The following is a 23801-nucleotide window of genomic DNA, read 5'->3' on the forward strand; positions in this document are numbered from 1 at the left end:
ACCGTGCCTCACGCAACCACGCTCTCCTCCCCTCCCATGACTCAGGCTCCCGCCGCGCCCGCCGCTCCCGCCGCTTCGAGTTCCCCGCGGATGCGCTGGTGGGACAAGGCTCGCCATGGGCCCGTGGGGAAGCTCGCACGCGCCCTGGTGGCGCTGCTGCCCCTCCTGCTGCTGCTGGCGGCGAGCCGAGCGCTGTGGGCGGAGTTGTCCCGGTTGCAGTGGGCGGACGTGTCTCGGGAATTGGCGGCGCTGCCTGGCGTGAAGGTGGGGTTGGCCGTGCTCGCCACCGCCGCCAGCTACCTGGCGCTCACCTGCTATGACGTACTGGCGCTGCGGTACGCGGGCCGGCGGCTGCCGTACCGGAGCGTGAGCCGCATCTCCTTCACGGCCTGCGCTCTGGGGCACAGCATCGGCCTGTCGGTGCTGGGCAGTGGCTCGGTGCGCTACCGCCTCTATTCGAAGGAAGGCCTGAGTGCGCGAGACGTGGCGCGGATCGCCGCTTTCTGCGGGCTGACCTTCTGGACGGGTCTGCTGCTGGCCGGTGGCTTCTGTGTCACGTGGGCTCCGGAGAGCCTGGCCCTGCTGCACCTGCCCCCCATGGCCGCGCGTGCCGTGGGCGTGGGCCTGCTGCTGCTCGCGGTGGGCTATGTGGCCCTCTGCGCGAGGGCCGGACGGACACATCCAGCCCAGGGCCTGCTGGCACACCTGCCTGAGCCCCGGCTCGCGGTGAGACAGGTGCTGGTGTCCAGCGTGGACTGGATGATGGCGGCGCTCGTCCTCTACCTGCTGCTGCCCCCCGAGGCGGGGCTGTCGCTGCCGGGGCTGGTGGCCCTCTTCGTCGCCGCGCAGGCGGTGGGCGTGGCCAGCCAGGTGCCCGGCGGGCTCGGCGTCTTCGAGTTCACGATCCTCACCGCGCTCTCGCCGCGCGTGCCGGTCCCCTCGGTGCTGGGGATGCTCGTGGCGTACCGCGTGCTCTACTACCTGCTGCCGCTGGCGGTGGCGTCGGCGCTGCTGCTGGGGCACGAGGTGGTGCACAGGCGCGAGGCCCTGAGGCGGCTGGCGAGCGCGGTGCGCGTCACGCTGGGCCCCCTGGTTCCGCTCGTGGCCGCGGCCGCGTGCTTCGTGGCGGGCGCGGTGCTCCTCTTCTCGGGAGCAACTCCGGCGGTGCCCTCGCGGCTGGAGTGGCTGGATCGCTTCGTGCCCCTGCCGCTGCTGGAGCTGTCCCACCTGCTGGGCAGCCTCACCGGCGTGGCGCTGCTGCTGCTGGCGTTGGGGCTCAAGCGCCGGCTGGACGGAGCCTTCGTGCTGACGCTGGCGCTGCTGCTGGCCGGCGGCGTGTTCTCACTGGTGAAGGGCGCGGACTATGAGGAGGCCGCGCTGCTCTTCGCCATCGCGCTCGCGCTGGCGCCCTTCCGCTCCCGCTTCTACCGCCACACCTCGTTGCTGGCCGAGCGCCTCAGCCTCTCGTGGTTGCTGGCGGTGGCCGCCGTGGTGGGCGCCTCCGTGTGGCTGGGCTTCTTCTCGTACCGGCACGTGGACTACAGCCACGAGCTGTGGTGGCAGTTCACCCTGGAGGGCGATGCGCCGCGCTTCCTGCGCGCCATGGTGGGCACCTTGAGTCTGGCGCTCTTCTTCGGCGTGGGCCTGCTGCTGAAGCCCGCCATCCCGCGCACCCCGCCGACCACCGGGTTGGAGCTGGCCGTGGCGCGCCCGCTGGTGGCCCACGCTCCCGAGTCCTCCGCGCACCTGGCGCTGGTGGGCGACAAGGCGCTGCTCTTCAACGAGTCGCGCACGGCCTTCATCATGTACGGCGTGGCCGGGCGAAGCTGGGTGTCCATGGGGGACCCGGTGGGGCTGGCGGACGAGGCCACCGAGCTGGCGTGGCGCTTCCACGAGCTGGCGGATCGCCACCACGGGTGGACGTGCTTCTACCAGGTGGGCCCCAGCGCGCTGCCGCGCTACCTGGACCTGGGGCTGGCACTGCTGAAGCTGGGTGAGGAGGCCACCGTCCCGCTCCAAGGCTTCCGCCTGGACACGCCGGACTGCCGGGCCTTGCGCCACAACGTGCGCCGCATGGAGCGCGAGAAGCTCACCTTCGAGGTGGTACCTCGCGAGGATGTGTTCGCTCTGCTGCCGGAGCTGGAAGAGGTGTCCGCCGAGTGGATGCGGGCGAAGCACACCCGGGAGAAGGGCTTCTCGCTGGGCTTCTTCGCTCCACGCTACCTGCGCGAGGGCCCCATGGCGCTGGTGCGCCGCGAGGGACGCGTGCTCGGCTTCGCCAACCTGTGGGCCCCGCAGTCCCACGAGGAGCTGTCCGTGGACCTCATGCGCCACAGGCCCGAGGCGCCGAGCGGGGTGATGGACTACCTCTTCGCCTCGCTGATGATGTGGGGGAAGGAGCAGGGTTATGAGCGCTTCAACCTGGGCATGGCACCCTTCAGCGGGATGATGTCCCGCAGCCTCGCGCCGCTGTGGCACCGCCTGGGCACCTTCCTGTTCCGCCACGGCGAGCACTTCTACAACTTCCAGGGGTTGCGCCAGTACAAGGAGAAGTTCCACCCCGTGTGGACGCCGCGCTACCTCGCCGCCCCTGGAGGCCTCGCGCTTCCTCGGGTGCTCGCCAACGTCGCCGCGCTCGTCTCTCGCGGCCTCACCGGGACGGTGTCGCGATGAAGTTCTCCCTGTTCACGCTCTCGCTCACCTGGGCCGTGCTGGCGATCTCCGCTCCTGTCCAGGCCGAGGTACCTCGCGCCGCTCCTCCCCAGGCCGTCACGTTCGACCGCTTCGGCCGGGTTCCACTCGTCCACCCCAGCGGCCCTCCCCGCAGCGTGGCGGTGCTGCTCTCCGGGAAGGAGGAGTCCTCCACGCTCGCCAAGGCCCTGGCGGACTCGGGAGCGCTGGTGCTCACGGTGGACACCGCTCACTACCTGGAGGGGTTCGGGCACGCGGGCAAGTGCGCCTACCCCGCGGGAGATCTCGAAGCGCTCGCCCAGTACACGGAGAAGACGCTGGACCTGCCCGAGTACCTCCACCCCATCCTCGTGGGCACGGGCGCTGGATCCGCCGTCGTCTACGCCTCGCTGGCGCAGGCACCCGAGAACACCTTCCGCGGCGGCGTGAGCCTCGGCTTCCGCCCCGAGCTGTCGCTGCCCATTCCGATCTGCCGAGGCAACGGGCTGTCCCGCTCGCGCTCTGCTGACAACAAGTCCGACGTGCTGCTCCCCATGGAGGCCCTCAACGCGCCCTGGCGGCTGCTGCCCGGTATGAAGGAGGGGAACGCGGACCTGGAGCGGCAACAGCCCTTCCTCCAGAAGATGGCGGGTGCGCAGACCGTGTCCCTCCCTCCGGGCTCGCCCAGCCCCGAGTCGCGGCGCGCCACCCTGCAGCGGACCTATACCGAGCTCTCGGCCCCTCCCGCTCCTCCCACCGCAGCCTCCGCGCCCGCGGCCCCGGACACGGGCACGCCCGCAGTCATCGCCCCCACGCCACCGCCCGAGCCCGTGGGAGATCTCCCGCTCGTCGAGGTCCCCACGGCCACGCCCTCGACGGAGAGCTTCGCGCTGCTCATGTCGGGAGATGGTGGCTGGGCCGGCATCGACAAGCACCTCGCGGGGGCGCTCAACGCCCAGGGCCTGTCCGTGGTGGGCTGGGACTCGCTGCGCTACTTCTGGAAGAAGCGGACGCCCGAGGACACGGCCCGGGACGTGGCCCGAGCGCTCACCCACTACCTGGCGGCCTGGAAGACGCGCAGCGCGGTGCTCGTGGGCTACTCGCGCGGGGCGGACGTGCTCCCCGCCATCGTGGCGCGGCTGCCAGCCGAGCTGCGCCAGCGGGTGCGGCTGGTGGCCCTGGTGGCCCCAGGCCGCATCGCCGAGTTCGAGGTCCACGTCACGGACCTGCTGGGAGGTGGGGGAGGCACCATGCAGGTGCTCCCGGAAGTCCAGGCGCTCGGGGGGACGCCGGTGCTGTGCATCTTTGGAGACTCGGAGGTCCATGAGAGCGTCTGCCCGCTGCTGGGAGACGTGAAGGGCACCCGGTCGGTGATGCTCCACGGCGGGCACCACTTCGGCGGAGACTATGCCCGCGTGGCCCAGTCCATCACCGATGCGCTGGCACCCTGACTCCCCCTCAGGCTCCCTTCTACCCGTGCAGGGGCGGTGTCACCTCCGCGCGGACGGACTATGCTGTCTCTTCAAGGAGCCGCAGGCGGATGAGTGAAGGGGCGCTGTTCGGATCACAATTCTCACCGGTGCACACCGAGTACCGGCTCCGGCTCTGGGGCGCGGATCTGGTGGATCTGGCGACGGCCATCCTGCTGGGCTGGGGCGCGGCGCGCGCGCTGGACTGGGAGCAATCCCTCCTCCGAGTGCTGGTGAGCATGTTCTGTGCGTGGGCAATCATCTCGGTGGTGGGCGGGGTGCGAGGGTGGACGCTGGGGCGACGGCTGCTCGATGTGCGGCTGGTGAACGCCCAGAGCCAACCCCCGGGCTTTCCGAGCGCCTTCGCCCGCGCCTTCGTCGCGCTCCCGGACGTGCTGGTGACGCCGCTGCTGCCCTCGCGTCCCCTGGACCGGCTGTTGCGCCTGCATGGCGAGCGGCCCTCCACGGTGCGCAAGGCGTGGATGCGCGGGCTGGTGCCTCAACTGCCCTGGGTGGCCGCGCTCGTGCTCGCCGGGTGGTTCATCGCCACGCCTACGCGCCATGAGGCCTTCCAGTTCCTGGGCCGCAAGCTCACCGGTTGGAAGTGCTGCCACGGCTACAAGCAGCACGTGGGCAGTTGGACGTGCCAGCGCTCGCTCTCCCGGCTCGCCCGGGAGGTCCAGAACCAGGACGCGGAGGCGCTGACCTTCCAGCCCGAGTGCCCGGAGGTCGCCGAGCACCTGAAGCGGTGAGGCCGACACTCAGCCGTGGATGCCGACCTCGGCGACGCCCTCGGCGCACTCGATGTACATCCGGCCCCTGGGGACCTCGCGGGCATCGACCCGCCACCTGAATTTGCTCAGGTCCACCTTGTTCTGCCCCAGCTTGAGGACGGTCACGTCCGCCCGCTTCTTGCCCGCCACCGTCGCCGTGCAGCGCAAGAGGGCCTCGGACTCCCTGTTGTCGATGACGTATTCCCTGTCGAGCAGCCCAGACTCGCGCACCAGGAAGCGCAGCTCTCGGCGCGGGGACGGTGGCGGAGGCGTAGGAGCCGGGGGAGCGGGCTCAGCGGGGGACTCGGCCTGCTGGGCGGGCTCGGAGGAGCCCTCGGGCATGAGCAGGAAGAGCGGTTCGCGAGCCTGCTTCGCCGCATCGTCCAGCTCCAGGAGCACCCGCTTCCCACGAGGTCCCCGCGCTACCACCGTCGCGGTGCCGAGCGTCTTCAGCTTTCCGTTCGGTTTCTGCCCCGCCACATTCACGACCATGCCCTTGCGGAGATCGCCGACCCGAGCCCCCGAGGCGAAGTACACGCCCTTCTCCTGGCTCACGATGGGCAGGCCCTTGACCGAATACGGTGCCGCGGCGCCCTTGGTCTGCCGCAGCTTCTGTGGCTCCGAAGGGACCTCGTCGCTCGTCCCCGCCGCAGGCTCGACCACGGCCGAGTCCACCGACCCCGCCGCGTGAGCCGCGGCGACCGGGCCCTCCGAGCCCGCAGCCGGAACGGCGTCATTGGCGGGCTTGCCCGGCTTGCCCTCCGCGGCCAGCCCCTCGGGGCCCTGATCCGGAGGAGCCCCGTCCTCTGGGGGAGGCGGCGGTTCCCCAGGGGGTGGAGGCGGCGGATCTCCAGGACGGGGAGGCAGCGGATCTCCAGGGCGCCAGCCCCTCGGAGGTTCTCCGGGACGCGGGCCCCTCGGATCTCCAGGGTGGGGCCCTCTCGGATCGCCTGGATCCGGAGGCAGTCCTGCCCCAGGAGGAAGTGCGCCCACTGGGGACGGATGCCGGCGATCGCCCATGAAGTACGCGGTGGCCACCGCGGTGCCGATCATCAGCACGAGCAACAAGAGGATGCCCCCGACAATCACCCCACTGCGGAGCCCAGACGAAGGCGTGGAGACTCCCGACGGACTGGCCACGGGAGGTAGAACCGCCGGCGCAGCCATCACGGGCGCGGAGGGCGCGGGCGCGAGCACCTGCGCGGGCAGCGCCGCGGGAACAACCGCCCCGGGCAGGGGCGTAGCCATGGGACGAAGCGTGGCGCCGAGGTTCACATCCTGGGCTCCCGCCGCGGGGCGCACAGTGGTGGCCTCGAGCCCAACTCGCGGATCCGCCGGAAGCGGAGAGACGCCCACCTGCAGCACGCCTCCGCTGGCCGGCGGCGAGGAATCCGTCCGGCGAACACCGGAGATGCGAGAGATGAGCTGGCGCTGCGCGGAGAATGCCTCCGGACACACCGCCTTCACGTAGTTGCCCACCTCCTCCGCCCCCAGCGAGGAGCTCGCCCGCAGCAGCTGCTCATTAAGAGCGCGAGCGAACTCGTCCGAGCGGCTGTAGCGATCCTGGGGATTGGGAGCCAGCGCCTTCCTCACCACGGCGTCCAGCGCGGGATCCACCTCGGGCCGCAGCTCGTGGAGCGAGGGCGGCCGCGGGTTGGCCATGGCGGCCATCATCTCTCCCACCGTCCCGTGGGCGATGAGCGGCTGGCCCGCGAGCAGCTCCCACACCATCACTCCGCACGAGTAGATGTCGCTGCGGTGGTCCAGAGGATCGGCGCGGGCCTGCTCGGGGGACATGTACCCCAGCTTCCCCATCACCGTGGACGGCAGCGTGTACTTGCTGCGCGCCGCGGACTTGGCGAGGCCGAAGTCGATGACCTTCACCTCACCCTCGTACGACACCATGACGTTATGCGGGGACACATCCCGGTGGACGATGCCCAGCGGCGTGCCATCCGTCCCCGTCTTGCGGTGCGCGTACCCCAGCCCCTCGGCGACCTTCTGCCCCAGGTAGAGCGACACCGGCACCGGAATGGCCTGCCCCTGGGCGCGGGCCTGATCCGCCAGGTAGGCCACGTCGACTCCGGCCACATACTCCAGCGCCATGAAGTAGGCGCCGTTGACCTCACCCATGTCGTAGACCTGGGCAATGGACGAGTGCACCAGGTGCACCAACACCTTGGCCTCGTGGCGGAAGCGATCCAGGAACTGCCCATCCTTGAGCAGCGCCGGGAGGATCGTCTTCACGATGCACGGCTTCTCGAAGCCCGCCGCGCCGGAAATCTTGGCGAGGTACACCTCGCCCATGCCGCCCTGGCCCAACAGGTGGACGAGCTCATAGCGCCCGAGGCTGCGCGGCCATTCTCTGGTTTCGGTGGTCATCAGGTCGTCCAAAGCGCACCACGGAGGCGAAGGTAGGCGCAAGCCACCCGAGGCACCGCCCGGATTGGACACCGAACCGGCCCGAAAAGGAAAACCCTGGCCGCGGCGAGCAGGCGAGCGGGCTGGCGCCCTCAGGCACTCGCGGCGCCGAGCAGCTGCGCGCGCAGCTCGGCCGCCGTCACCGGCCAGCCCTCGCCCTGGGGCGTGAAGAAGGTCCCCAACGGAATGCCCTCCTCGGCCAGCTCCGGCAGCAGTTGCTCCACCAGCTCCGGCAGGGGGATGCAGCGCGGCTCGAAGCCTTCCCACAGGCGCGTGGCACACAGCCGGGCGGAGGCGGCCGTGGGCCACAGCGGCAACACATCCCGCCCCTCGTCGTCGAACGCCAGCGCCCAGCCCTCCGCGTACAGCCCCCACACCTCGCCGGACTCGCGCACGCGCTGCAGGAACCAGGCATGGCGCCGTTCCGGGGGCAACTCCAGGGCGGCCTGGAGCCGATCGTCGGGTATCTCCCGCGTCATCCTGCTGCCTCCTTCACCCAGCGCATGCTGGCGCTCCGGGCTGACCTGCTCCCAAAGGATTGTGCACCGGCATACCTCCGATACGTCCATGCGCTCCAGACCGTTGTCTGAGAAGGAGGAGTTCATCCCGCCGGACGCGATGCGGCACGGGCTGGGAGACAACTTCGCGGCGCAGGTGCGGCAACCGCGAGTGAGTTAGAAGAAGCCATGCTCAAGCCCGGCCTCACGCTCATCACCACCTTTGCTCTCGCCACGGGTGGCTGTGCCTTCGGAACAGGGGCGCAGCGGCTGGAGCGCGAGGGCAACGCCAGCATCACCGGCATCCTCGTGCCCCCTCCCAACGCGGTGGGCCCAAAGAGTACCTCCTGCGCCGGGGTGAGGATTCGGGTGGCCCACGTGCGCGAGCCCTCGCAGTTGCTGGGCAATGTCATGGTGAAGGCCAGCCGGCAGCGGTGCTTCTATGTGGTGTCCAGCCTGCCGAGCGAGGCGGAGCTGCACCTGGAGGTCCGCCCCGGCGCGGACTGGAAGTGCGAAAACGGGCAGCCGCCCACGCTGAGCCCCCGCTCCGGCTCGGGGACGTTGAAGCTGCGCGACTACGAGACGGCCACGCGTGACTTCCGCGCCACGTGCGGCTAGCCGTCCCAGGGCCTGCCTGCCTGCTCGTTCGACCTCTAAGTACAAACCCTGAGGCACGTGGGTGGATTGATTCCCTGCCCCCAAGCACGGCAATGTGCCGCTTACGACAAGGCCCTTCTTTCCGGACTTTCTTGACCCTTGTCGCAGGAGCTCCCGCCGCTATGAACGCGAAACGCCTGAGTGCCCGCCTGGCTTGCCTGCTCGTGGTGGGCCTGCTGGCCAATGCGTGTGAGAACGAGGATCCCTTCCCGTCGTTCGATGAGCTCGACAAGCTCCAGCAACTTCACACGATGCCGCAGCACCCGCCGCGGGACACCACCAACCGCTTCGCGGATGATCCGAGGGCAGCCTCGCTGGGCAACCGGCTCTTCCATGATCCGAAGCTGTCGAGCTGCGGCACTGTCTCCTGCGCGAGCTGCCATGACGGGGACGGGCGCACGGTGGACAAGCCGAAGGCGGACGGGTGCAACGGCGGGGTGACGGGCCGCAACCCGCCCACCATCCTCAACGTGGACTACCTGCGCTGGTTCATGTGGGACGGGCGCGCGGACCGGCTGTGGAACCAGGCCATCCTGCCGATGACGAGCCCCGTGGAGATGAACTCGAACCCCACCATCCTCCGCACGCAGCTCAATGGCTCGTACATGGGCGAGTACACGGAACTGTTCAACAAGACTCCGGACACCACGCAGGATGACGAGCTGCTGGCCAACGTGGGCAAGCTGATGCAGGCCTATGAGCGGCAGGTGAACCGGGTGAACTCGCCGTTCGACGAGGACGTCAAGCGCTTCATCGCCGCGGTGGACGCGGGCACCGAGAAGGACGATCCGGCCTACCTGGGGCTCAAGACGTACTTCCGCAAGGGCCAGTGCATCGTCTGCCACCAGGGCGTGACGATGAGCGACAACCTGTTCCACAACCTGGGCGTGAAGGACTCGAGCCCGGGTGCACCGGGGCAGACGGCGGCCATCGACGCGATGCTGGACTGGAAGTTCAACGCGGCGGGCCCCTACAGCGACGACCGCACGGGCCAGGACGCCACGCGGCTCAACACCGTGCGCTCCACGCTGGGCGAGAAGCGCGCGGAGATGGATGGGGCCTACAAGACGTCCACCCTGCGCAACATCGCGCTGACGGCGCCCTACATGCACACCGGCGAGCTGAAAACGCTGGAGGACGTCGTCGAGTTCTACAACAAGGGCGGCGACGAGGTGGGCACGTTCTCGGGCACCCGGACGGAGACCATCAAGAAGCTGGACCTCAGCGACGAGGAAAAGAAGGCGCTGGTGAAGCTGCTCGAGTCGATGACGGGCACTCCGTAGCGCGGAGAGCGTATGCCGGAGAGCAGGGAGTGGACGTTCGGGACGCACCGCGCGTGGTGGGAGCCTCCCGACATCCTCTGGGTCAAATACTCGGGGCCGAGCACGGTGGAGCACACCCGGAACCTGGTCGACATCGTCCGGGAGCTGGGGCAGCGGATCTTCATCGCCGTCGACGTAGCGGGCTCGTCGATGGCGGCGGAGAACCGGAACTACTTCACCGAGCAGGCCCGCCCTGAGTGGTTCCGGGCCGTCATCTACCTGGGTGCGGGGCCCACGCAGCGGGCCATGGCCAAGGGGCTGATGGTCCGGCTGCTCTTCACGGGCAAGTGGAACGTGCACTTCGAGTTCGCCGAGACGGAGGCCGAGGCACGCGACGTCATCGCCCGGCTGCGTGAGCAGCAGTCCACCGGAGCGGCTTGAGGCGCCTCAGCCGCCCCGGAGGGCCTTGTGCACCTCCTGCTCCAGCAGGGGATCGTCCGCGGAGGAGAACTGCTCCGGGAGCCGCGCGAGCGCCCGCGTGACGCAGACGCGCCACGCGGCGTGCTCGTACGAGTCGATGAGCCCAAGCCGGCGCAGGAAGTGTCCCCAGGGCAGCAGGGCCGAGGCGACAGCGGCCTCGGCGTGCGGGTGGCGGTAGCGGCTCTCGGAGCCGACACGCGCCCACTCGCGGAGCACCCACTCGGCCGGGAGCAGCAGGTTGACGGGATCCCTCGAGGGCTCCTGGGTGGCGCGCAGGCCCCGAGGCACCTCGGGCATCAACACGAGGAGCCAGGGGTGGAGCAGCTGGGTGCGCCCCAAGGGCCAGTCGTAGCGCGTGCGCAGTTCGAGCTCGAAGGCCATCACCAGCTCCTGCTGCTCGAACTGGAGCTGACTCACGGAGAGCTGGTGCCAGCTCTGGGGAGAGCCTCTCCACATCCACTCGCCGGAGCGGCACGCCTGGGCGCGCTCAAGCCACCCTGGCGCCAGGGGACCGAGCGGCTCGAGCCGTTCGCGCAACCAGCCCTCACCCAGGACGGGTGCTCGCAGGAGCACGGTGTCCAGGAGGGTGAAGACAGTGCGCTGGGCGAAGTCCTCGATGTCCCAGACGAAGAGCCGCGGGCTGTCGCGCACGCCCGGCCAGGCGGCGGTGAGCCCCGCGAGCGCGGCCTCGACCCGGCCGCGATAGAGACACCACTCGGCGAGCTTCAGCAGGGGAACGAGGTGCCCCCGCCACGCGGCCAGCCCGAGCAGGGCGCCGTGCACATCCGAGCCGGGGCGCATCAAGGCACATTCCACGCGCCAGCCGAGCAGCGCGGGTTCGGAGCGATAGGCGTGCGGGGCGTGCCTCTCCCAGGTCGCGAGCACGTCTTCGAGCTCGGCGCGGCGACCCTCCTCGCGGAGCAGACCTCGGAGCTTGCGGCCGAGCTCCAGCGCATCCTCCGCATCGAAGCGCGGATCCACGGCGACCTCACGGGCCAACACGATCCGGAGCTCCAACGGCACCTTCACGAAGCCGTCATGGAAGCTGCGTGGGAGCCCGGTGGCGCTCCAATCGTTGGCGGAGGGGTTCCGAGGCTGCGGGCCAATGTGCCGCCACAGCTCGAGCACGGCCCGAACCTGCTCCGCGACCGTGGCACCTCGAGTCCTGGCACGGCGCACCCAGGAGGCAGCCAGCAACAAGGCCTCGGCCACTCCAGGGGCCTGTGCGAGGCGCTCCTCCTCCACCTGCACGCCGCGCTGGCGCAGGCTCCGCAGGAGCGCCTCCACGGAGACGGTGTCCGCGGATTCACCTTCGCGCAGGGTCTCGTCGAATCGCTCTTCGATGCTCATGCACGCGCCGTTGAAACCTACCCACCCATAGGGTAGTGTGACAGCGAGTGCACGTAAAGCGTAGTGCCCGAAGGTCACTTCGGAGCAACACGGGAGCACCGCGGCAGGCCACCGCGGCGCTGAGTGGGGAGTGGTGCCTCAGCGAACCAGGTGGAACGTGCTCTGCCGCTGGTAGGCCCAGCGCACGCGGCCGTCGGCGCCGATGATGACGTCCTCCTCCTGAGCCGAGCGCACGGGCTGTCCACCCCACTCGGCTACCGGCGACGTCGCCTGCAGCTCCACCGAGTACCACATGCTCGGGATGATGGTGTGGTCGCCATTGCCGGGCACGCCCTCCTGACGATCCCACAGCCCGACGATGGAGCCCGCTCCGTGGCCGTTCAGGCCCACGGGGTGCGAGTAGACGGAGCCATTGATGCCCTCCTGCTGCATCCGCCCGAGCACGATGCGCAGCACCTCGTTGCCCGTGCGGCCGGGACGCAGTTCCTCCACCAGCAGATCCTGCAGCCGGTTGGAGGCCGCCAACGCCTGCTTCAGCCCGGCGGGCACGTCCGTCTCTCCCTCGCGCAGCACGTAGCCCATGTGCTGCGTGTCGGTGTTCAGCCGCAGCGCGGTGATGCCGAAGTCACAGTGCAGCACGTCTCCGCGCTGGATGATCGGATCCTCTCCGAGTTGCTCCTCCGTGGCGCCCTGCCGCTGAACCTCCACCGAGGGAGGGAACCACGTGTCGAGTCCCAGATCGGCCAGCCGCTGGCGCATCCACCACTCCACGTCACTGACGCGGGTGACGCCCGGGGTGATGACCGCGTTGGAGAAGGCCGTCTCGATGATGTTCCACGCGAGCTTGTTCTCGTCCGCGAAGAAGCGCCCCTCATCCTCGGTGCGCCACGCCATCAGGTCCACTGGCAGCCCTCCCGAGGGCTTGAGGCGCGCGGCCCACTGGGGCCCCAGGGCCTCCGTCATGCCCTCGTACTCGCCATGCGTGAGGCCGTCGGCGAAGGCGAAGGTGCGCGACACGTTGATGGCGATGGACTTCGGCTGACGCTCCTCGAGCACCTGCTTGAGCATCTGCCATTGATCCGGGCCCCACGGCTCGATGGGCCGCCCGGAGCCGCCCTTGGCAGCCGGACGACGCTGCTCGTACAGACCGCCCTGGGAACCTCCGCCCAACGTGAGGCGCACCACGCCCTTGTCCGGGCCCATGTCGTGGAAGACGAAGATGGTGCGCCGCCGCGCCGAGTACGCGGTGGCGGACACGAGCGCCTTGAAGACGGGATCCTCGTTGTACTCCCGCATGGGCACCACCCACATCTCGACGCCGTGCTGGCGCATCAGCCGCGGCAGCGCCACCTCCAGCCGCTCCTTCAGCCAGGCCTGCTGGCGCTCGGCCTGGGAGCGCATCGTGCCGAAGGGACGCACCGACTCGGAGCCCTCAGGGGAGGAAGGAGCCGTCCGCGCTCCCGAGGTGGCGCAGGCAGAGGACAGCAACAGGGAAGCAAGCAGGAACGAAGACGTACGCATGGCGGCGCAGCATGGCACGGCCCTGGACGCCTGGAGTGAGCAAGAAAGCGAAGGGCGCTCGGGAAGCAGCCCGCCGCTGCCTCCCGAGCGCCCCTCCCGCCGCCGGTGGGTACCACCCAGCGGTTACTGCACGGCGGGCACGGAGATGACCACGGAGACATCCACGTTCGGCCCCCCAGCGCACCCGTCCGGCGCACACTGGATCCCCGCGTCACACGCGCCGCAGTCGAGCAGCCCACCGCACCCGTCCGGCACCACACCGCACGCTCCACTCTGCTCCGCGCACGTCGCCGGCACGCAGCCGCCGCCGGGCATGTACCGCTCGGTGGCGGCGAGCGTCCCACCGGCATCGCTGAACCCACCCACCAGCAGCACCTCGCCATCCGGCAGGCGAACCACCCCGGCGCCCCGGCGCGGAGCCTGGAGCGACGTCACCAGGCTCCACGTGCCCGTGGCCGGCTCGAAGCGCTCCGCCGAAGAGAGCGTCCCCGTGGAGAAGTGCGCACCGCCCAGCACCAGCACGGCGCCGTCCGCGGTGACGACCGCGGCATGGCTCTCGCGCGGCATGTGCGGAGGAGCCACGAGCGTCCACGTGTTGGAGATCGGCTCGAACACCTCGGCCGTCTCCGCCGCGCGAGAGGTGCTGCCCCCCACCACCATCACGCGCCCATCCGGCAGGCGCGTCACCGTGTGCTCCGAGCGGTGCGTGCCCGCCGCGCCCCCCGCGGGACCCGCCTTCGTCCAGTGGCCCGTCGACGGCTCGTACAGCTCCGCCTGCATGCCACTCACGAAGAGCACGCGCCCGTCCGCCAGCACCGCAGCCGCCTGCGCGCCGCTGTGGCCCCAACCCGGAGCCTCCGCGGGCGTCCACGTGCGCGTGGCCGGATCGAACAGCTCGGCCGAGCGGAGCTGCCGCCGGTCGACGTCAGAGCCACCCACCACCAGCACCCGTCCATCCGCCAACAGCACGGCGGTCGGGTCGATGCGAGGCGTCGACATCGAAGCCACCACCGTCCACTCACCGGTGTCCGGATCGAAGAGCTCTGCGCTCGCGAGCATGCCAACGAGCTGCTGAGGCGAGCCGCCCGCCACCAGCACGCGCCCATCCTTCAGCGCCACTGCCGCGTGGTTGCGCCGCGCCACCTTGAGAGAGCCCGTGGTGCTCCACAGGCCCGTGGCCGGATCAAAGAGCTCGGACGAGAAGAGGGTGCGGGTGCCGTCATGGCCGCCCGCCGCGAGCACGCGCCCATCCTCCAGCTGCACGAAAGGCAACAGCCGCCGAGGCGAGGACAGCGTCTGTCCCACCTGCCCGGAGCCCGCCTCCTCCGGTGCGGGACCGGAGCTGCAAGAGAACACCGCTGTGAAGAGGATTGCTGCAAAGAAGGACGTCGAAAACCGATGCATGACCCCACCTGCGCGCTTCGTCGAGGGGGGTTCGTTTAACCTGACGGTCTGACATGCTCGGCCGTTGACTCTTGAGTGATTCCCGAGGGTTGAAACGACATCGCACCACCTTGGGAGCGCTCTATGGTGGACCGTGGAAGCAAGGCCGGAACGACCTTTCACGAGCACGAGGACGGACGCGCACATGAGCGCAGAGGATGGGGATCAGGAGCTCCGCGAACGGGTGCAGCGGCTCGAGACGCTCGTCGCGTCGTTGCAGGATCGGCTCCACCAGTTGGAGGCCCGAGGCGTTCCCACGGTGCCCGCGCCGACGCCCGTGTCCGCTGCGGCAGTGCCTGCCTCCGAGGCACCTCCTCCTCGGGATCTGGAGACGCACCTCGGCACGTACTGGCTGAGCCGCGTGGGCATCGTGGCCCTCATCACGGGCATCGCGTATCTGATCACCTACCACTTCGGAGAGCTGGGAGTGTTCGTCCGGGTGGTGCTGGGCTACCTGCTGAGCGCGGGGCTCGGCGCGTTCGGGCTCTGGCTGTCGAAGCGCTACTCACTCTTCGGACGCATCGTCTTCGGCGGCGGGCTGGCGCTCGCGTACTTCGTCACGTACGCGCTGCACTTCATCCCCTCGGTGCGCGTCATCGACAGCCAGGCGCTGGCGCTGGTGCTGCTTGCGGGGCTCGTGGTGGGCATCGTCGTCATCGCCCACCGGATGCACTCGGAGACGGTGGCGGGCATCGCCCTGTTCCTCGGGCTGCACACGGGGATGCTCAGTGACATCACCTCGTTCACGCTGATGTCCACCACGCTGCTGGCGGCCGGTGCCCTCTTCTTCCTGGTGAAGAACCGCTGGGTCATCGTGCCACTGTCGAGCCTCGTCGCCGTCTACAGCACGCACGTCAACTGGGCGCTGCGCAGTGACGGCGTGGCACCGGGCACGCCCGACTCCGAGCGGCTCCTGCTCAGCCTGGGCTTCCTCGCCGTCTACTTCCTGCTCTTCTCGGTGGCGCTGCTCGCCCGGCCGCGCGAGCTGTCCGTCCGGGCCTGCCTGGCGTTCGCCCTGCTCAACTGGGTGGGGCTGTTGGGGCTCGGCTCCTATGAGGTGGAGCGCCGCAGCCATCCGGACTTGTTCACCTTCATCCTCATCGTCGCCGTGGCGCATGGTGTCTCCGCCGGAGTGGCCCGGTGGCGGCAGGCGCCCGCGATGCTGCTCCATGCCTACCTGTCACTGAGCGCGATGACGCTCGCCCTGGCGATGCCCGCCCACTACAGCGCCACGGCGCTCGTCACGTCGTGGCTGGTGACGGGGCTGGTGACGGGGCTGTCCGCGCGAGGCACGGTCTCTCCCATCCTGCGCTGGGTGGGCGTGGGCATCCTGTTCGTGGGACTGGGGTCCACGTGGTTCATCACCGACAGCCCGCCCCTGCTCCATGCGGTGGCCTTCGTGTGCTTCCTGCTCGTCGAGCGCTCCGGGGAGCTTCAACAAGACTGGCTCCCACCCGCGGACACGCTCCAGTCCCAGAACCTGCTGCGAGCCCTCTGTGCCGGCGGCGCGGCGCTCGCGCTGGTATGGCTGGCGGGAGACTGGATGCCCCGGGGACTCGTGACGCTCGGCTGGGTGGTGGCGGCCTTCGGCATGTTCGCGGCCGGTTTCGCCCTGCGCGAGCGCAGGTACCGGCTCGCCGGCCTGGGCGTGCTGGCCCTGGCGCTCGGGCGGCTGCTCATTGTCGACCTGGCGAAGCTCCCCACGGATCAGCGCATCACCACCTTCATCCTCATCGGGGTGATTCTGCTGATCATCTCGTACACGTACACACGGCTGCGCGACAGAAAGGGCTGAGCCACGCCCCTGCCCTCCGCTGACGGCTGCTCGCTCTCCTCGCGTCCTATAAAACACACGTATTGCACTTTCGGGATGGTAGCTGGCAATGGCAGTCACCTGGGGAAGAGGTGAGACTGGATGTAATTGTTTCACGCTCATGCATCCTCCTCCCTCAACCCCCCCGCTGCAGGAACTCATCGAGAAGCTCCTGCTGCTCGAGCGTTCGTCCCAACATCCCAACACCGGGCGGGGCGAGCATGGGTTCATCGAGAGGCTGCTCATCACCGTGGACGCCGCCCCCGTGCTGCTCTCCTACGTGGATGCCTCAGAGCGCTACCGATTCTGCAACCAGACCTACGAGCGCTGGTTCGGCGTGTTGCGTGAACACATCATTGGCCGCTCTTTCCGGGAAGTGGTGGGGGAAGAGGCCTATGAAAGCCTGCGTGGCGAGGTCCAGCGGGCGCTCTCGGGGCAGCACGCCCACTTCGAGCGCGTGGTGCCCTACCGGCTGGGTGGCACCCGAACCGTGAGAGCGGACTATTTCCCCCACCAGATGAGCGATGGCCACGTCGCCGGCTTCGTGGTGATGGTCATGGACATCACCGAGCTGCGCCGGGGCGAGGAAGTCTCACGTCTGGCGGAGGTGGTCCGGGAGAGCGAGGACCGCCTGCGCCTGGCGCTGCGTGCCAGCGAGCTGGGCACGTGGGAGCTGGACCTTCGCTCGGGCCGGCTGAGCTGGGATGATCGGTGCCGCGAGCTGTTCGGCCTGCCCCCCGGCGCGCCCGTCGACTACGGCGTCTTCCTGCAAGGCCTCCACCCCGAGGACCGGGCCCGGGTGGATGCGGCGGTACAGGCCACCTTCGATCCGGCAGGAGATGGCGCCTACCAGGTCGAATACCGCACCGTGGGCCTCACCACGAACGTGGAGCGGTGGATCCTCGCGCACGGCAAGACGTTCTTCGACGCGGAGCGCAAACCCCTGCGCTTCATCGGCACGGTGCGGGACATCACCTCCTCGCGGTTGTCCCGCACTCGCACCGAGCGGCTGTATGCCGTCTCATCCGCCCTGTCCCGGGCGCTGCTGCCCGAGGAGGCCGCGCAGGTGGTGGTCCGCGAGGGAGTGGCGGCGCTCGAAGCCATCAGCGCCTCCCTGGTGGTGGTCAGCGAGGACGGCACCTCGTTCGAGCTGCGCGCCGCGCAGGGTTACTCCCAGGAGCAGCTCGCGGCCTGGTGGCGCTTCCCCATCGACACGCCGGTGATGTTCCGCGAGGCCTATCGCACCGGGCAGCCCGTCCTGCATGAGACCCGGGAGCAACTCTTCCAGAGCTACCCGACGCTCCGGGGCTCGCCCATGGTGACCGGACATTCGTTCGCCTCGCTCCCGCTGCGGGTGGACGAGCGCGTCTTCGGCGCCTTCGGCTTCAGCTTCGCGCAGGAGCGGGGCTTCACGCGCGAGGACCTCCAATTCATGGAGGCCCTGGGACAGCAGTGCGCCCTCGCGCTGGAGCGCGCGCGCCTGTACGCGGCCGAACGTCAGAGCCGCGCCGAGGCCGAGCGGCTCCGGGACACGCTCGCCACGGAGCGCAGCCTGCTCAATGCCGTGTTGAGCCAGCTCCCGGTGGGCGTCGTCATCGCCGAGCCCACGGGCCGGCTCCTGCTCGGCAATGCCGCGATGCAGGAGATCTGGGGCGGTTTCATCGCCTCGCAGAGCATCGCGGAGTATTCGGCGTACCAGGGCTTCCGCCCGGATGGCAGCCCCTACCGCGCCGAGGAGTGGCCGCTGTCGCGCACCCTGCACACGGGGGAGCCGGTCCTTCGCGAGCCGGTGACGATCGTCCACCAGGACGGAAGGCGAAAGGAAGCCGAGCTGAGCTCCACCGCGGTCCGGGATGTCGAGGGACGGGTGATTGCGGGCGTGGTGGTGTCCACCGATGTCACCGCGCACCACCAGCTCCGCGAGGCCCTGTGCCGCGAGGCGGACACGCGCGAGAAGCTGCTGGGCATCGTCAGCCATGATCTGCGCGGTCCCCTGCAAGCCATCTACACCTCCAGCACGCTCCTGCTGCGGGCAGAGCCGCTCACGCCCGCCCAACAGAAGAAGGTGGGTCGCATCCTGACGAGCGTGCAGCGAATGGATCACCTCATCCGCGACCTGCTGGACTTCGTGCGCGTGCGCCAGGAAGGGACGATGCCCCTGCAGCCCCGCCGCGGGAACCTGGAGACCGCATGCCTCCCCGTGCTGGAGGAGCTGATGGCCGCGCACCCCTCCCGGCAGATCCGCCTCGAGACCCGGGGGAACCTGGAGGGGGAGTGGGACCCCGACCGCATCTGCCAACTGGTGGGAAACCTGGTGACCAACGCCTTGAAGCACGGCGCACCCGAGACGCCCATCGAGGTGCGGCTGACGGGCGAGGAGGCTCAGGTGGTGCTCGAGGTCGTCAACCAGGGCCGCGCCATTCCGGCGGAGCTGCTACCGCGCCTCTTCGAGCCATTCACTCGCGCCAGCAGCGGCGGTGACGCGCTCAAGGGCGTGGGGCTCGGGCTGTTCATCGTGCACGAGATCGTCGCCGCGCACCGGGGCCTCATCTCGGTGAGCTCCTCGGCCGAGACGGGCACGGTGTTCCGGGTGGAGCTGCCTCGCTCGCGTGCGGCCTGAGGGCCCTGCTGGCCCCCCAAGCCCGAGAGGCGATTACTTCGCGTCCACCACGAGGACCATCCAGCGGTCCGTGGAGTGGTCGATGCGCACGTTGGAGGCGCCCGCCTCCTGGAGCTGCTGCACGATGCGCTCCAGGAAGACGAGCTGCTCCTTGGACGCGTCCACGAAGACGTTCTTCTGCCGCGCGCCCTTGGCGGCCTTGGCGGCCTTGGCGGGCTGGGAGGAGGCGCCATTGGTGGGCTCGGCGGAGCCAGTGGCCGGCTTGGAGGCGGAGGCCTCATCGCTGGAGGACTCGGGCTCGTCCTGAGCGGGCTCCTCGGCGGGGCGGGCCGGGCGCTCCTGCTGCACCTGCTCCTGCACCTGCTGGAAGAGCTTCGGGTTGAGCGTGGCGTCGAACTTCTCCTCGAAGCGCTCCTGCGCCTCCTCGCGGGAGATGTCCGGCTGGTCGCGGATGAGCTCGAGCAGGAACGTGGTGCGCTCCTGCGTCTGGGCCTGGGAGATCCTGGGCATCGTCGATTCCTCGTGAAGGGGAAGCTGAAGGGCGGCGCAACCTAGTCGAGCGCCCGTCTCCAGAAAAGGGCTCTCGCGGCGTACCACTCCCGGGCACGTCACGGGGGTGGATTCCATACCCCCAGCACGGCTCCTTCCCCACCTGCCGTGCAGCCCGCGCCCGATTCCTCGTGGCATCCGAGGGTCGTGGCGGGTAGTGTGGATTCCGCCCTACCCACCCGGTCCTGCCTGCCCCTCGGTCGGGCGTGCTCCGAGCCGTGCCCGGAGAGCCTGGCAGGGCGCTGGCGAGGTGCCACCCCATGAACGTCCTGCCTCCCCTGCCCGAGCTCGTCGCCCAGTTCCTCCAGCGCTTCGTCCATCAGCCGGCCGGCCAGGACCTCCTGGCCCGCCAGGCCGCGGAGGCCGCCTTTGCTCGCGCCGCCTTCGAGGACCTGTGCCGCCGCGCGGACGCGGGCGAGGACGTGACGGAGCGCGTGCTCATCAAGCTGCTGCCCCACCGGGATACGCCGTTCAACCGCCAGCGCGGCGCGTGGACGGCTCGTTGGGCCGTCATCAACCGTGAAATCAAACCGTGGTTCCAGAGCGCGGGCTGGGTCCCCGACGAGGCCGCGTGGCGGGACATCGCCAGCAACATCCTGCGCCTGCTCCGAGCGCTGGAGCGTGCACCCCAGCAGGCCGCCCTGGATGCCTTCGCGGCCTCGCCGCTGTCGAAGGGGTTCCGCTCGGGCTTCCTCAGCCCGGCGCTGCACTGCCTGCGGCCGGACCTGTACCTCGTGATCAATGCCAAGAGCCGCCGCGCGGGCCACTTCTGCCTCGCGCTGTGGGGCGAGCCTCGTGAGGTGAGCATCGCCATCGAGCACTACCTGGAGGCCAACGTCACGCTGCGCTTCGTGCTCGAGCGGCTCAAGCCCCTGGGCATCCAGGATGCGGACCACTTCGATGCCTTCTGCCACTGGCTGTGTGACCGGAAGCTGGGGGGCTACCTCGCCCGGAAGAAGGTGGAGGAGTTCGAGGAGGGGCCTCCGGAGGAGGACATCGGCGGCGAGCCCGAAGAGGAGGTGGGTGCCTGGGTCGTCCGCAACATGCTCTCGCGGCGCAACCTGCGCACCGAATTGCGGCGAGGTCGGCGCAGCTCTTGGACGGCCACCCAGCGCAGCTCGCGGGAGTGGCTCCAGGATGCCGAGCCGGGGGATCTGGTCTTCCTTTATCAGGCCAGCCCGGTGCGCGAGGTGTTGGGGCTCGGGAGGCTGGTGGCCGCGCCCGTTCCTGTCGGTGAGGAGACCCGCTTCGAGGTGGAGTTCCTCACCGATGTGCTGCCGCAGCCGATTCCGCTCGCGGCCATCCAGGCGCACTCGACGCTGTCGGGGATGATGATGGCCTCGCCGCGCAGTGGCATGGTGTTGCCCATCCGTGCTGACGAGCTGCCCCACCTGGCCCGACTCGTGTCGGATCGCAACCCCGAGGTGCGCGAGGTGCTCGCGCCCTACCTGGGGCCGGATGCCATGGGGGCCGAGACAGCCGTGGCCCAGGTTCCGCGCGTGCTGGATCTGGCGGCGTGGGTGGACGAGTGGCGCCGCACCTCGGGCTATCCGGACGAGACGGATTCGCGGGATGCGCAGCAGCGCGAGGCGTGGGCGCGGCTGCTGGCAAGGGATGCGCTCGATCGGCTCACGCCCGAGGACTTCCGTCCCGTGTTCCAGCTGGGAGTGCTCGGCTCGACGGGGGCCGTGGCCCGGCTCAATCGCTTCTTCCTGGAGGCCAGCGAGGAGGACCTGGTTCGCTTCCGCGCCACGCTGCGTGACGTGCTGTACGGCGAGGGACGGGTGGAGCAGCGCCTGGATCGCGCGCTCGACAAGAACAGTTCCGAGCATGTACCGGGGTTGAGCGAGGGCGTGCTGTTGAAGTGCCTGGCGCTCGTCCAACCGGAGCGCTTCCTGGGCGTCCACTCCTCCGAGGGAGACCACGGGAAGGCGCGGATGATGGAGATGCTTGGGTTGCCGGCGCTGCCCGCGTCCCTCTCGCCGGGTGCATTGGCGGTGCGGTCCAACGATGCGCTCCGGGAGGCGCTGACGCCCCACATGCCCGCGGCGGGGCTGCCCGCCACGCAGGCCATGAGGCGATTCCTCTACTGGCTCAAGACGCGGTTGGATCAGCAGCCGCCGAAGGAGCTGGATCCCGCCGAGCGCTTCCTGCATGTCACCTCGCTGCGGCGCGAGCGGATGGAGGAGCTGTGCGCGCTGCTGGAGCACCGGCGCCAGCTCATCCTCTATGGGCCTCCGGGTACGGGGAAGACGTTCATCGCCCGAGAGCTGGCGCGCTATCAGGCAGGCTCCGAGGCCCGCTGCGAGCGCGTGCAGTTCCATCCCGCGTACTCCTATGAGGACTTCGTCGAGGGGCTGCGGCCGCAGGTGGATCCCCAGGCTCCGGGCGGGCTGCGCTACGAGTACCGCGCCGGCATCCTCAAGGCGCTGGCGGAGAAGGCACAGGCCTCGCCCACCGAGCGCTTCGTGTTGCTCATCGATGAGATCAACCGCGCCGCTTTGCCGCGTGTCTTCGGAGAGCTGCTCTACTTGCTGGAGTACCGAGAGGAGCGGGTGCGGCTGGCGGGCTCGGGGGACCTGTTCGAGCTGCCGCCCAACCTGTACTTGCTCGGCACGATGAACAGCGCGGACCGCTCCATCGCGCAGATCGATGTGGCGCTGCGGCGGCGCTTCCACTTCGTGCGGATGGATCCGGACGTGGAGGTGCTGCGGCGCAACCTGCTCAAGTGGGATGTGGCGCCGGACGTGTGTGACTGGGTGGTGGAGGGATTGGAGGCGGTGAACGCTCGGATTGCACGCTCGCCGGGCCGTGAGTTCTGCGTCGGCCACTCGTTCTTCATGGACAAGGATCTGGATACCGCACGCGTCGAGCGCATCTGGCGCCACGACATCAGCCCGATGCTGGAGGACTGCTTCTACGACTCGCCGCAGGTGGTGACAGAGCTGCGCTCCCTCTTCGACGCAGCCCGGCCGGGCGCGGTGGACATGGCGGAATGACGACGTGGACGCTCACGGAGTGGGAGTGGGCCGAACTGCCGCTGTCGGCCTCGGACGTGCTCGCGGCGCAGGCTCAGCTGGGCTCTGCGCTCTCTGTCGAACCCTCCGTGGGTGGCTTCCGGCTGCGTGCGCAGGGTGTGGCGGGGCTCGTCGCACTTCCGGGTGGGACGCTGCATGTGCGACCCAAGGTGCCGGGGCTCAATGTGCTCGCGCTGGCGGACTATGCGTCGCGAGAGGTGACATGGGGGGAGGATGTTGTCGGGTCGGGCTCGGCGGAGGAGCTGCTCTCGCTGCTCGGCTCGCTCTACGTCCACCGGGTGGAGCGGCTGGCGCGGGGAGGCTGGGTGCGTGGCTACCAGGAGGAGGAAGCGGAGCGACCCGTGCTCCGGGGGCGCTGGCTGGTGAGCAGGGATATCAGCCGGCCGCCCTCGCACCGGCACCTGCTCTCCTGCCGGTTCGACGAGTTCACCCGGGATGTGCCACCGAACCGCGTGCTGCTCGCGGCACTGAAGGTGGTGGAGCACTCGGGCACCTTTGGATCGCGCGTCGCGGCCCATGCGAATGCGCTGGCCTCGACGCTGGCCGATGTGCAGCCGTTGGCGGACATGAGGGCCGCGGTGCGGATGCTGGCGTCGGATCGACGGTTCACGGCATATGGACCGGCGGTGGGGCTCGCGCGTCTCATCCTGGAGAGCGCGGGTGTGCAAGCGGCTCCGGGCGTTCATCCTCTCTCGTCCTTCATCGTCCGGCTTGCGCCCTTGTTCGAGGCGGCGATCACGCGGGCCGTGGCGCGAGTGGCTGCCGCACGGAGCGTGACGTGTCATGCGCAGCGCCCGCTCTCGCTGGACACCGGGGGCCAGCTCACCGCCATCCCGGACATCGTCATCGAACGAGGCCGTGCACGAGTTGTCATCGACGCCAAGTACAAGCTGCCTGCCGAAGGGATGCCGCCCGCGGACGACTTTCAGCAGCTCGTCACCTATCTAGGGTGCCTCGACACGCGTCGAGGTGCGCTCGTGCTCCCCGCGCCGGGGGCAGTGCCGGAAGAGCGCACGATGTGGCTGAAGACGTTCGGGCACCTGAGCGAGGTGCGCATCCTTCAAGTGCCACTGGGTGGGAGCGCGATCCGGATAGGTTCAGCGCTCGAGTCCGCCGCCGAGCGGCTCGTAGCGTGGCTTCCTTCCGTACCTCTGGGGAGCAACAACTCTCCACGAACCAGAGAGCCCGCATCCTTATAAGCGCCTGCCAGCTCTCCCTCTCTCTCAGTGGCATGGCAG

Annotated in this window: 16 protein-coding genes; 10 read left to right on the forward strand and 6 right to left on the reverse strand. The window is 69.6% G+C overall.

Translation table 11 applies throughout. The features are described 5' to 3' along the window. Positions 1 to 3: 3 nt before the first annotated feature. From mprF to KY501_RS39810, 3 genes are all read left to right on the forward strand, one after another. A complete protein-coding gene (mprF, locus tag KY501_RS39800; protein WP_224369126.1) occupies positions 4 to 2673 on the forward strand; it encodes a bifunctional lysylphosphatidylglycerol flippase/synthetase MprF in 2670 nt (889 codons plus the stop codon). Continuing rightward, a complete protein-coding gene (locus KY501_RS39805; RefSeq protein WP_224369127.1) occupies positions 2670 to 4121 on the forward strand; it encodes an AcvB/VirJ family lysyl-phosphatidylglycerol hydrolase in 1452 nt (483 codons plus the stop codon). Before mprF ends, KY501_RS39805 begins: the two co-directional genes overlap by 4 nt. Positions 4122 to 4210: 89 nt before the next feature. After that, positions 4211 to 4891 carry an RDD family protein gene (locus KY501_RS39810; RefSeq protein ID WP_224369128.1) on the forward strand — a complete coding sequence of 227 codons (681 nt, stop codon included), beginning with the start codon at positions 4211 to 4213 and terminating at the stop codon, positions 4889 to 4891. Positions 4892 to 4900: 9 nt separating this feature from the next. On the opposite strand, the gene KY501_RS39815 is transcribed toward KY501_RS39810, so the two are convergent. Both KY501_RS39815 and KY501_RS39820 read right to left on the reverse strand, forming a co-directional pair. After that, complete coding sequence (locus tag KY501_RS39815) at positions 4901 to 7294, reverse strand: serine/threonine protein kinase (RefSeq protein WP_224369129.1); 2394 nt, start codon at positions 7292 to 7294, stop codon at positions 4901 to 4903. A gap of 131 nt (positions 7295 to 7425) precedes the next feature. Then, entirely contained in the window at positions 7426 to 7812 is a 387-nt protein-coding gene (locus KY501_RS39820; RefSeq protein WP_224369130.1) for a DUF2750 domain-containing protein, read from the reverse strand. Positions 7813 to 8019: 207 nt separating this feature from the next. On the opposite strand from KY501_RS39820, the gene KY501_RS39825 reads away from it, so the two are divergent. From KY501_RS39825 to KY501_RS39835, 3 genes are all read left to right on the forward strand, one after another. Beyond that, positions 8020 to 8448 (forward strand): hypothetical protein, encoded by a 429-nt coding sequence (locus tag KY501_RS39825; protein ID WP_224369131.1) that lies wholly within the window; start codon positions 8020 to 8022, stop codon positions 8446 to 8448. A 161-nt stretch (positions 8449 to 8609) separates the two neighbouring features. Then, entirely contained in the window at positions 8610 to 9770 is a 1161-nt protein-coding gene (locus tag KY501_RS39830) for a cytochrome-c peroxidase (RefSeq protein ID WP_224369132.1), read from the forward strand. Between the two features lie 12 nt (positions 9771 to 9782). Next, entirely contained in the window at positions 9783 to 10190 is a 408-nt protein-coding gene (locus KY501_RS39835; protein WP_224369133.1) for a hypothetical protein, read from the forward strand. 6 nt (positions 10191 to 10196) lie between these two features. On the opposite strand, the gene KY501_RS39840 is transcribed toward KY501_RS39835, so the two are convergent. The 3 genes from KY501_RS39840 to KY501_RS39850 all read right to left on the reverse strand — a co-directional run bounded on the left by KY501_RS39840 (position 10197) and on the right by KY501_RS39850 (position 14504). Then, positions 10197 to 11579 carry a hypothetical protein gene (locus KY501_RS39840; protein WP_224369134.1) on the reverse strand — a complete coding sequence of 461 codons (1383 nt, stop codon included), beginning with the start codon at positions 11577 to 11579 and terminating at the stop codon, positions 10197 to 10199. Positions 11580 to 11717: 138 nt separating this feature from the next. Next, positions 11718 to 13100 carry a M24 family metallopeptidase gene (locus tag KY501_RS39845; RefSeq protein ID WP_224369135.1) on the reverse strand — a complete coding sequence of 461 codons (1383 nt, stop codon included), beginning with the start codon at positions 13098 to 13100 and terminating at the stop codon, positions 11718 to 11720. 123 nt (positions 13101 to 13223) lie between these two features. Further along, positions 13224 to 14504 (reverse strand): Kelch repeat-containing protein, encoded by a 1281-nt coding sequence (locus tag KY501_RS39850; RefSeq protein ID WP_224369136.1) that lies wholly within the window; start codon positions 14502 to 14504, stop codon positions 13224 to 13226. Between the two features lie 184 nt (positions 14505 to 14688). Here KY501_RS39850 and KY501_RS39855 point away from each other — a divergent pair, with 184 nt between their 5' ends. After that, entirely contained in the window at positions 14689 to 16338 is a 1650-nt protein-coding gene (locus KY501_RS39855; protein ID WP_224369137.1) for a DUF2339 domain-containing protein, read from the forward strand. A 139-nt stretch (positions 16339 to 16477) separates the two neighbouring features. Further along, the gene (locus tag KY501_RS39860; RefSeq protein WP_224369138.1) at positions 16478 to 18976 is read left to right on the forward strand and encodes a PAS domain-containing sensor histidine kinase; all 2499 of its coding nucleotides are present in this window, start codon (positions 16478 to 16480) and stop codon (positions 18974 to 18976) included. Between the two features lie 33 nt (positions 18977 to 19009). Here the strand turns inward: KY501_RS39860 and KY501_RS39865 are convergent, their stop codons facing one another. Continuing rightward, positions 19010 to 19486, reverse strand: coding sequence for a hypothetical protein (locus tag KY501_RS39865; protein ID WP_224369139.1), 477 nt, complete (start codon positions 19484 to 19486; stop codon positions 19010 to 19012). A gap of 299 nt (positions 19487 to 19785) precedes the next feature. Between KY501_RS39865 and KY501_RS39870 the strand changes: the two genes are divergently transcribed. Beyond that, positions 19786 to 22524, forward strand: a complete 2739-nt coding sequence (locus KY501_RS39870) for an AAA family ATPase (RefSeq protein ID WP_224369140.1) — start codon at positions 19786 to 19788, stop codon at positions 22522 to 22524. Then, positions 22521 to 23762: an McrC family protein gene (locus tag KY501_RS39875; RefSeq protein WP_224369141.1), complete on the forward strand. Its 1242-nt coding sequence runs from the start codon at positions 22521 to 22523 to the stop codon at positions 23760 to 23762. The genes KY501_RS39870 and KY501_RS39875 overlap by 4 nt, the downstream gene beginning before the upstream one ends. The last annotated feature ends 39 nt before the right edge of the window (positions 23763 to 23801 follow it).

Origin of the sequence: Hyalangium versicolor (assembly GCF_020103695.1) — a bacterium.
GTDB lineage: Bacteria > Myxococcota > Myxococcia > Myxococcales > Myxococcaceae > Hyalangium > Hyalangium versicolor.

Bases quoted from the DNA above. Each gene is read 5' to 3' on its own strand.
- KY501_RS39825 (WP_224369131.1), top strand. From the start codon at position 8,020: ATGCTCAAGCCCGGCCTCACGCTCATCACCACCTTTGCTCTCGCCACG.
- KY501_RS39865 (WP_224369139.1), bottom strand. From the start codon at position 19,486: ATGCCCAGGATCTCCCAGGCCCAGACGCAGGAGCGCACCACGTTCCTG.
- KY501_RS39805 (WP_224369127.1), top strand. From the start codon at position 2,670: ATGAAGTTCTCCCTGTTCACGCTCTCGCTCACCTGGGCCGTGCTGGCG.
- KY501_RS39870 (WP_224369140.1), top strand. From the start codon at position 19,786: ATGAACGTCCTGCCTCCCCTGCCCGAGCTCGTCGCCCAGTTCCTCCAG.
- KY501_RS39875 (WP_224369141.1), top strand. From the start codon at position 22,521: ATGACGACGTGGACGCTCACGGAGTGGGAGTGGGCCGAACTGCCGCTG.
- KY501_RS39860 (WP_224369138.1), top strand. From the start codon at position 16,478: ATGCATCCTCCTCCCTCAACCCCCCCGCTGCAGGAACTCATCGAGAAG.
- KY501_RS39855 (WP_224369137.1), top strand. From the start codon at position 14,689: ATGAGCGCAGAGGATGGGGATCAGGAGCTCCGCGAACGGGTGCAGCGG.
- KY501_RS39820 (WP_224369130.1), bottom strand. From the start codon at position 7,812: ATGACGCGGGAGATACCCGACGATCGGCTCCAGGCCGCCCTGGAGTTG.
- KY501_RS39835 (WP_224369133.1), top strand. From the start codon at position 9,783: ATGCCGGAGAGCAGGGAGTGGACGTTCGGGACGCACCGCGCGTGGTGG.
- KY501_RS39830 (WP_224369132.1), top strand. From the start codon at position 8,610: ATGAACGCGAAACGCCTGAGTGCCCGCCTGGCTTGCCTGCTCGTGGTG.
- KY501_RS39850 (WP_224369136.1), bottom strand. From the start codon at position 14,504: ATGCATCGGTTTTCGACGTCCTTCTTTGCAGCAATCCTCTTCACAGCG.
- KY501_RS39815 (WP_224369129.1), bottom strand. From the start codon at position 7,294: ATGACCACCGAAACCAGAGAATGGCCGCGCAGCCTCGGGCGCTATGAG.
- KY501_RS39845 (WP_224369135.1), bottom strand. From the start codon at position 13,100: ATGCGTACGTCTTCGTTCCTGCTTGCTTCCCTGTTGCTGTCCTCTGCC.
- KY501_RS39840 (WP_224369134.1), bottom strand. From the start codon at position 11,579: ATGAGCATCGAAGAGCGATTCGACGAGACCCTGCGCGAAGGTGAATCC.
- KY501_RS39810 (WP_224369128.1), top strand. From the start codon at position 4,211: ATGAGTGAAGGGGCGCTGTTCGGATCACAATTCTCACCGGTGCACACC.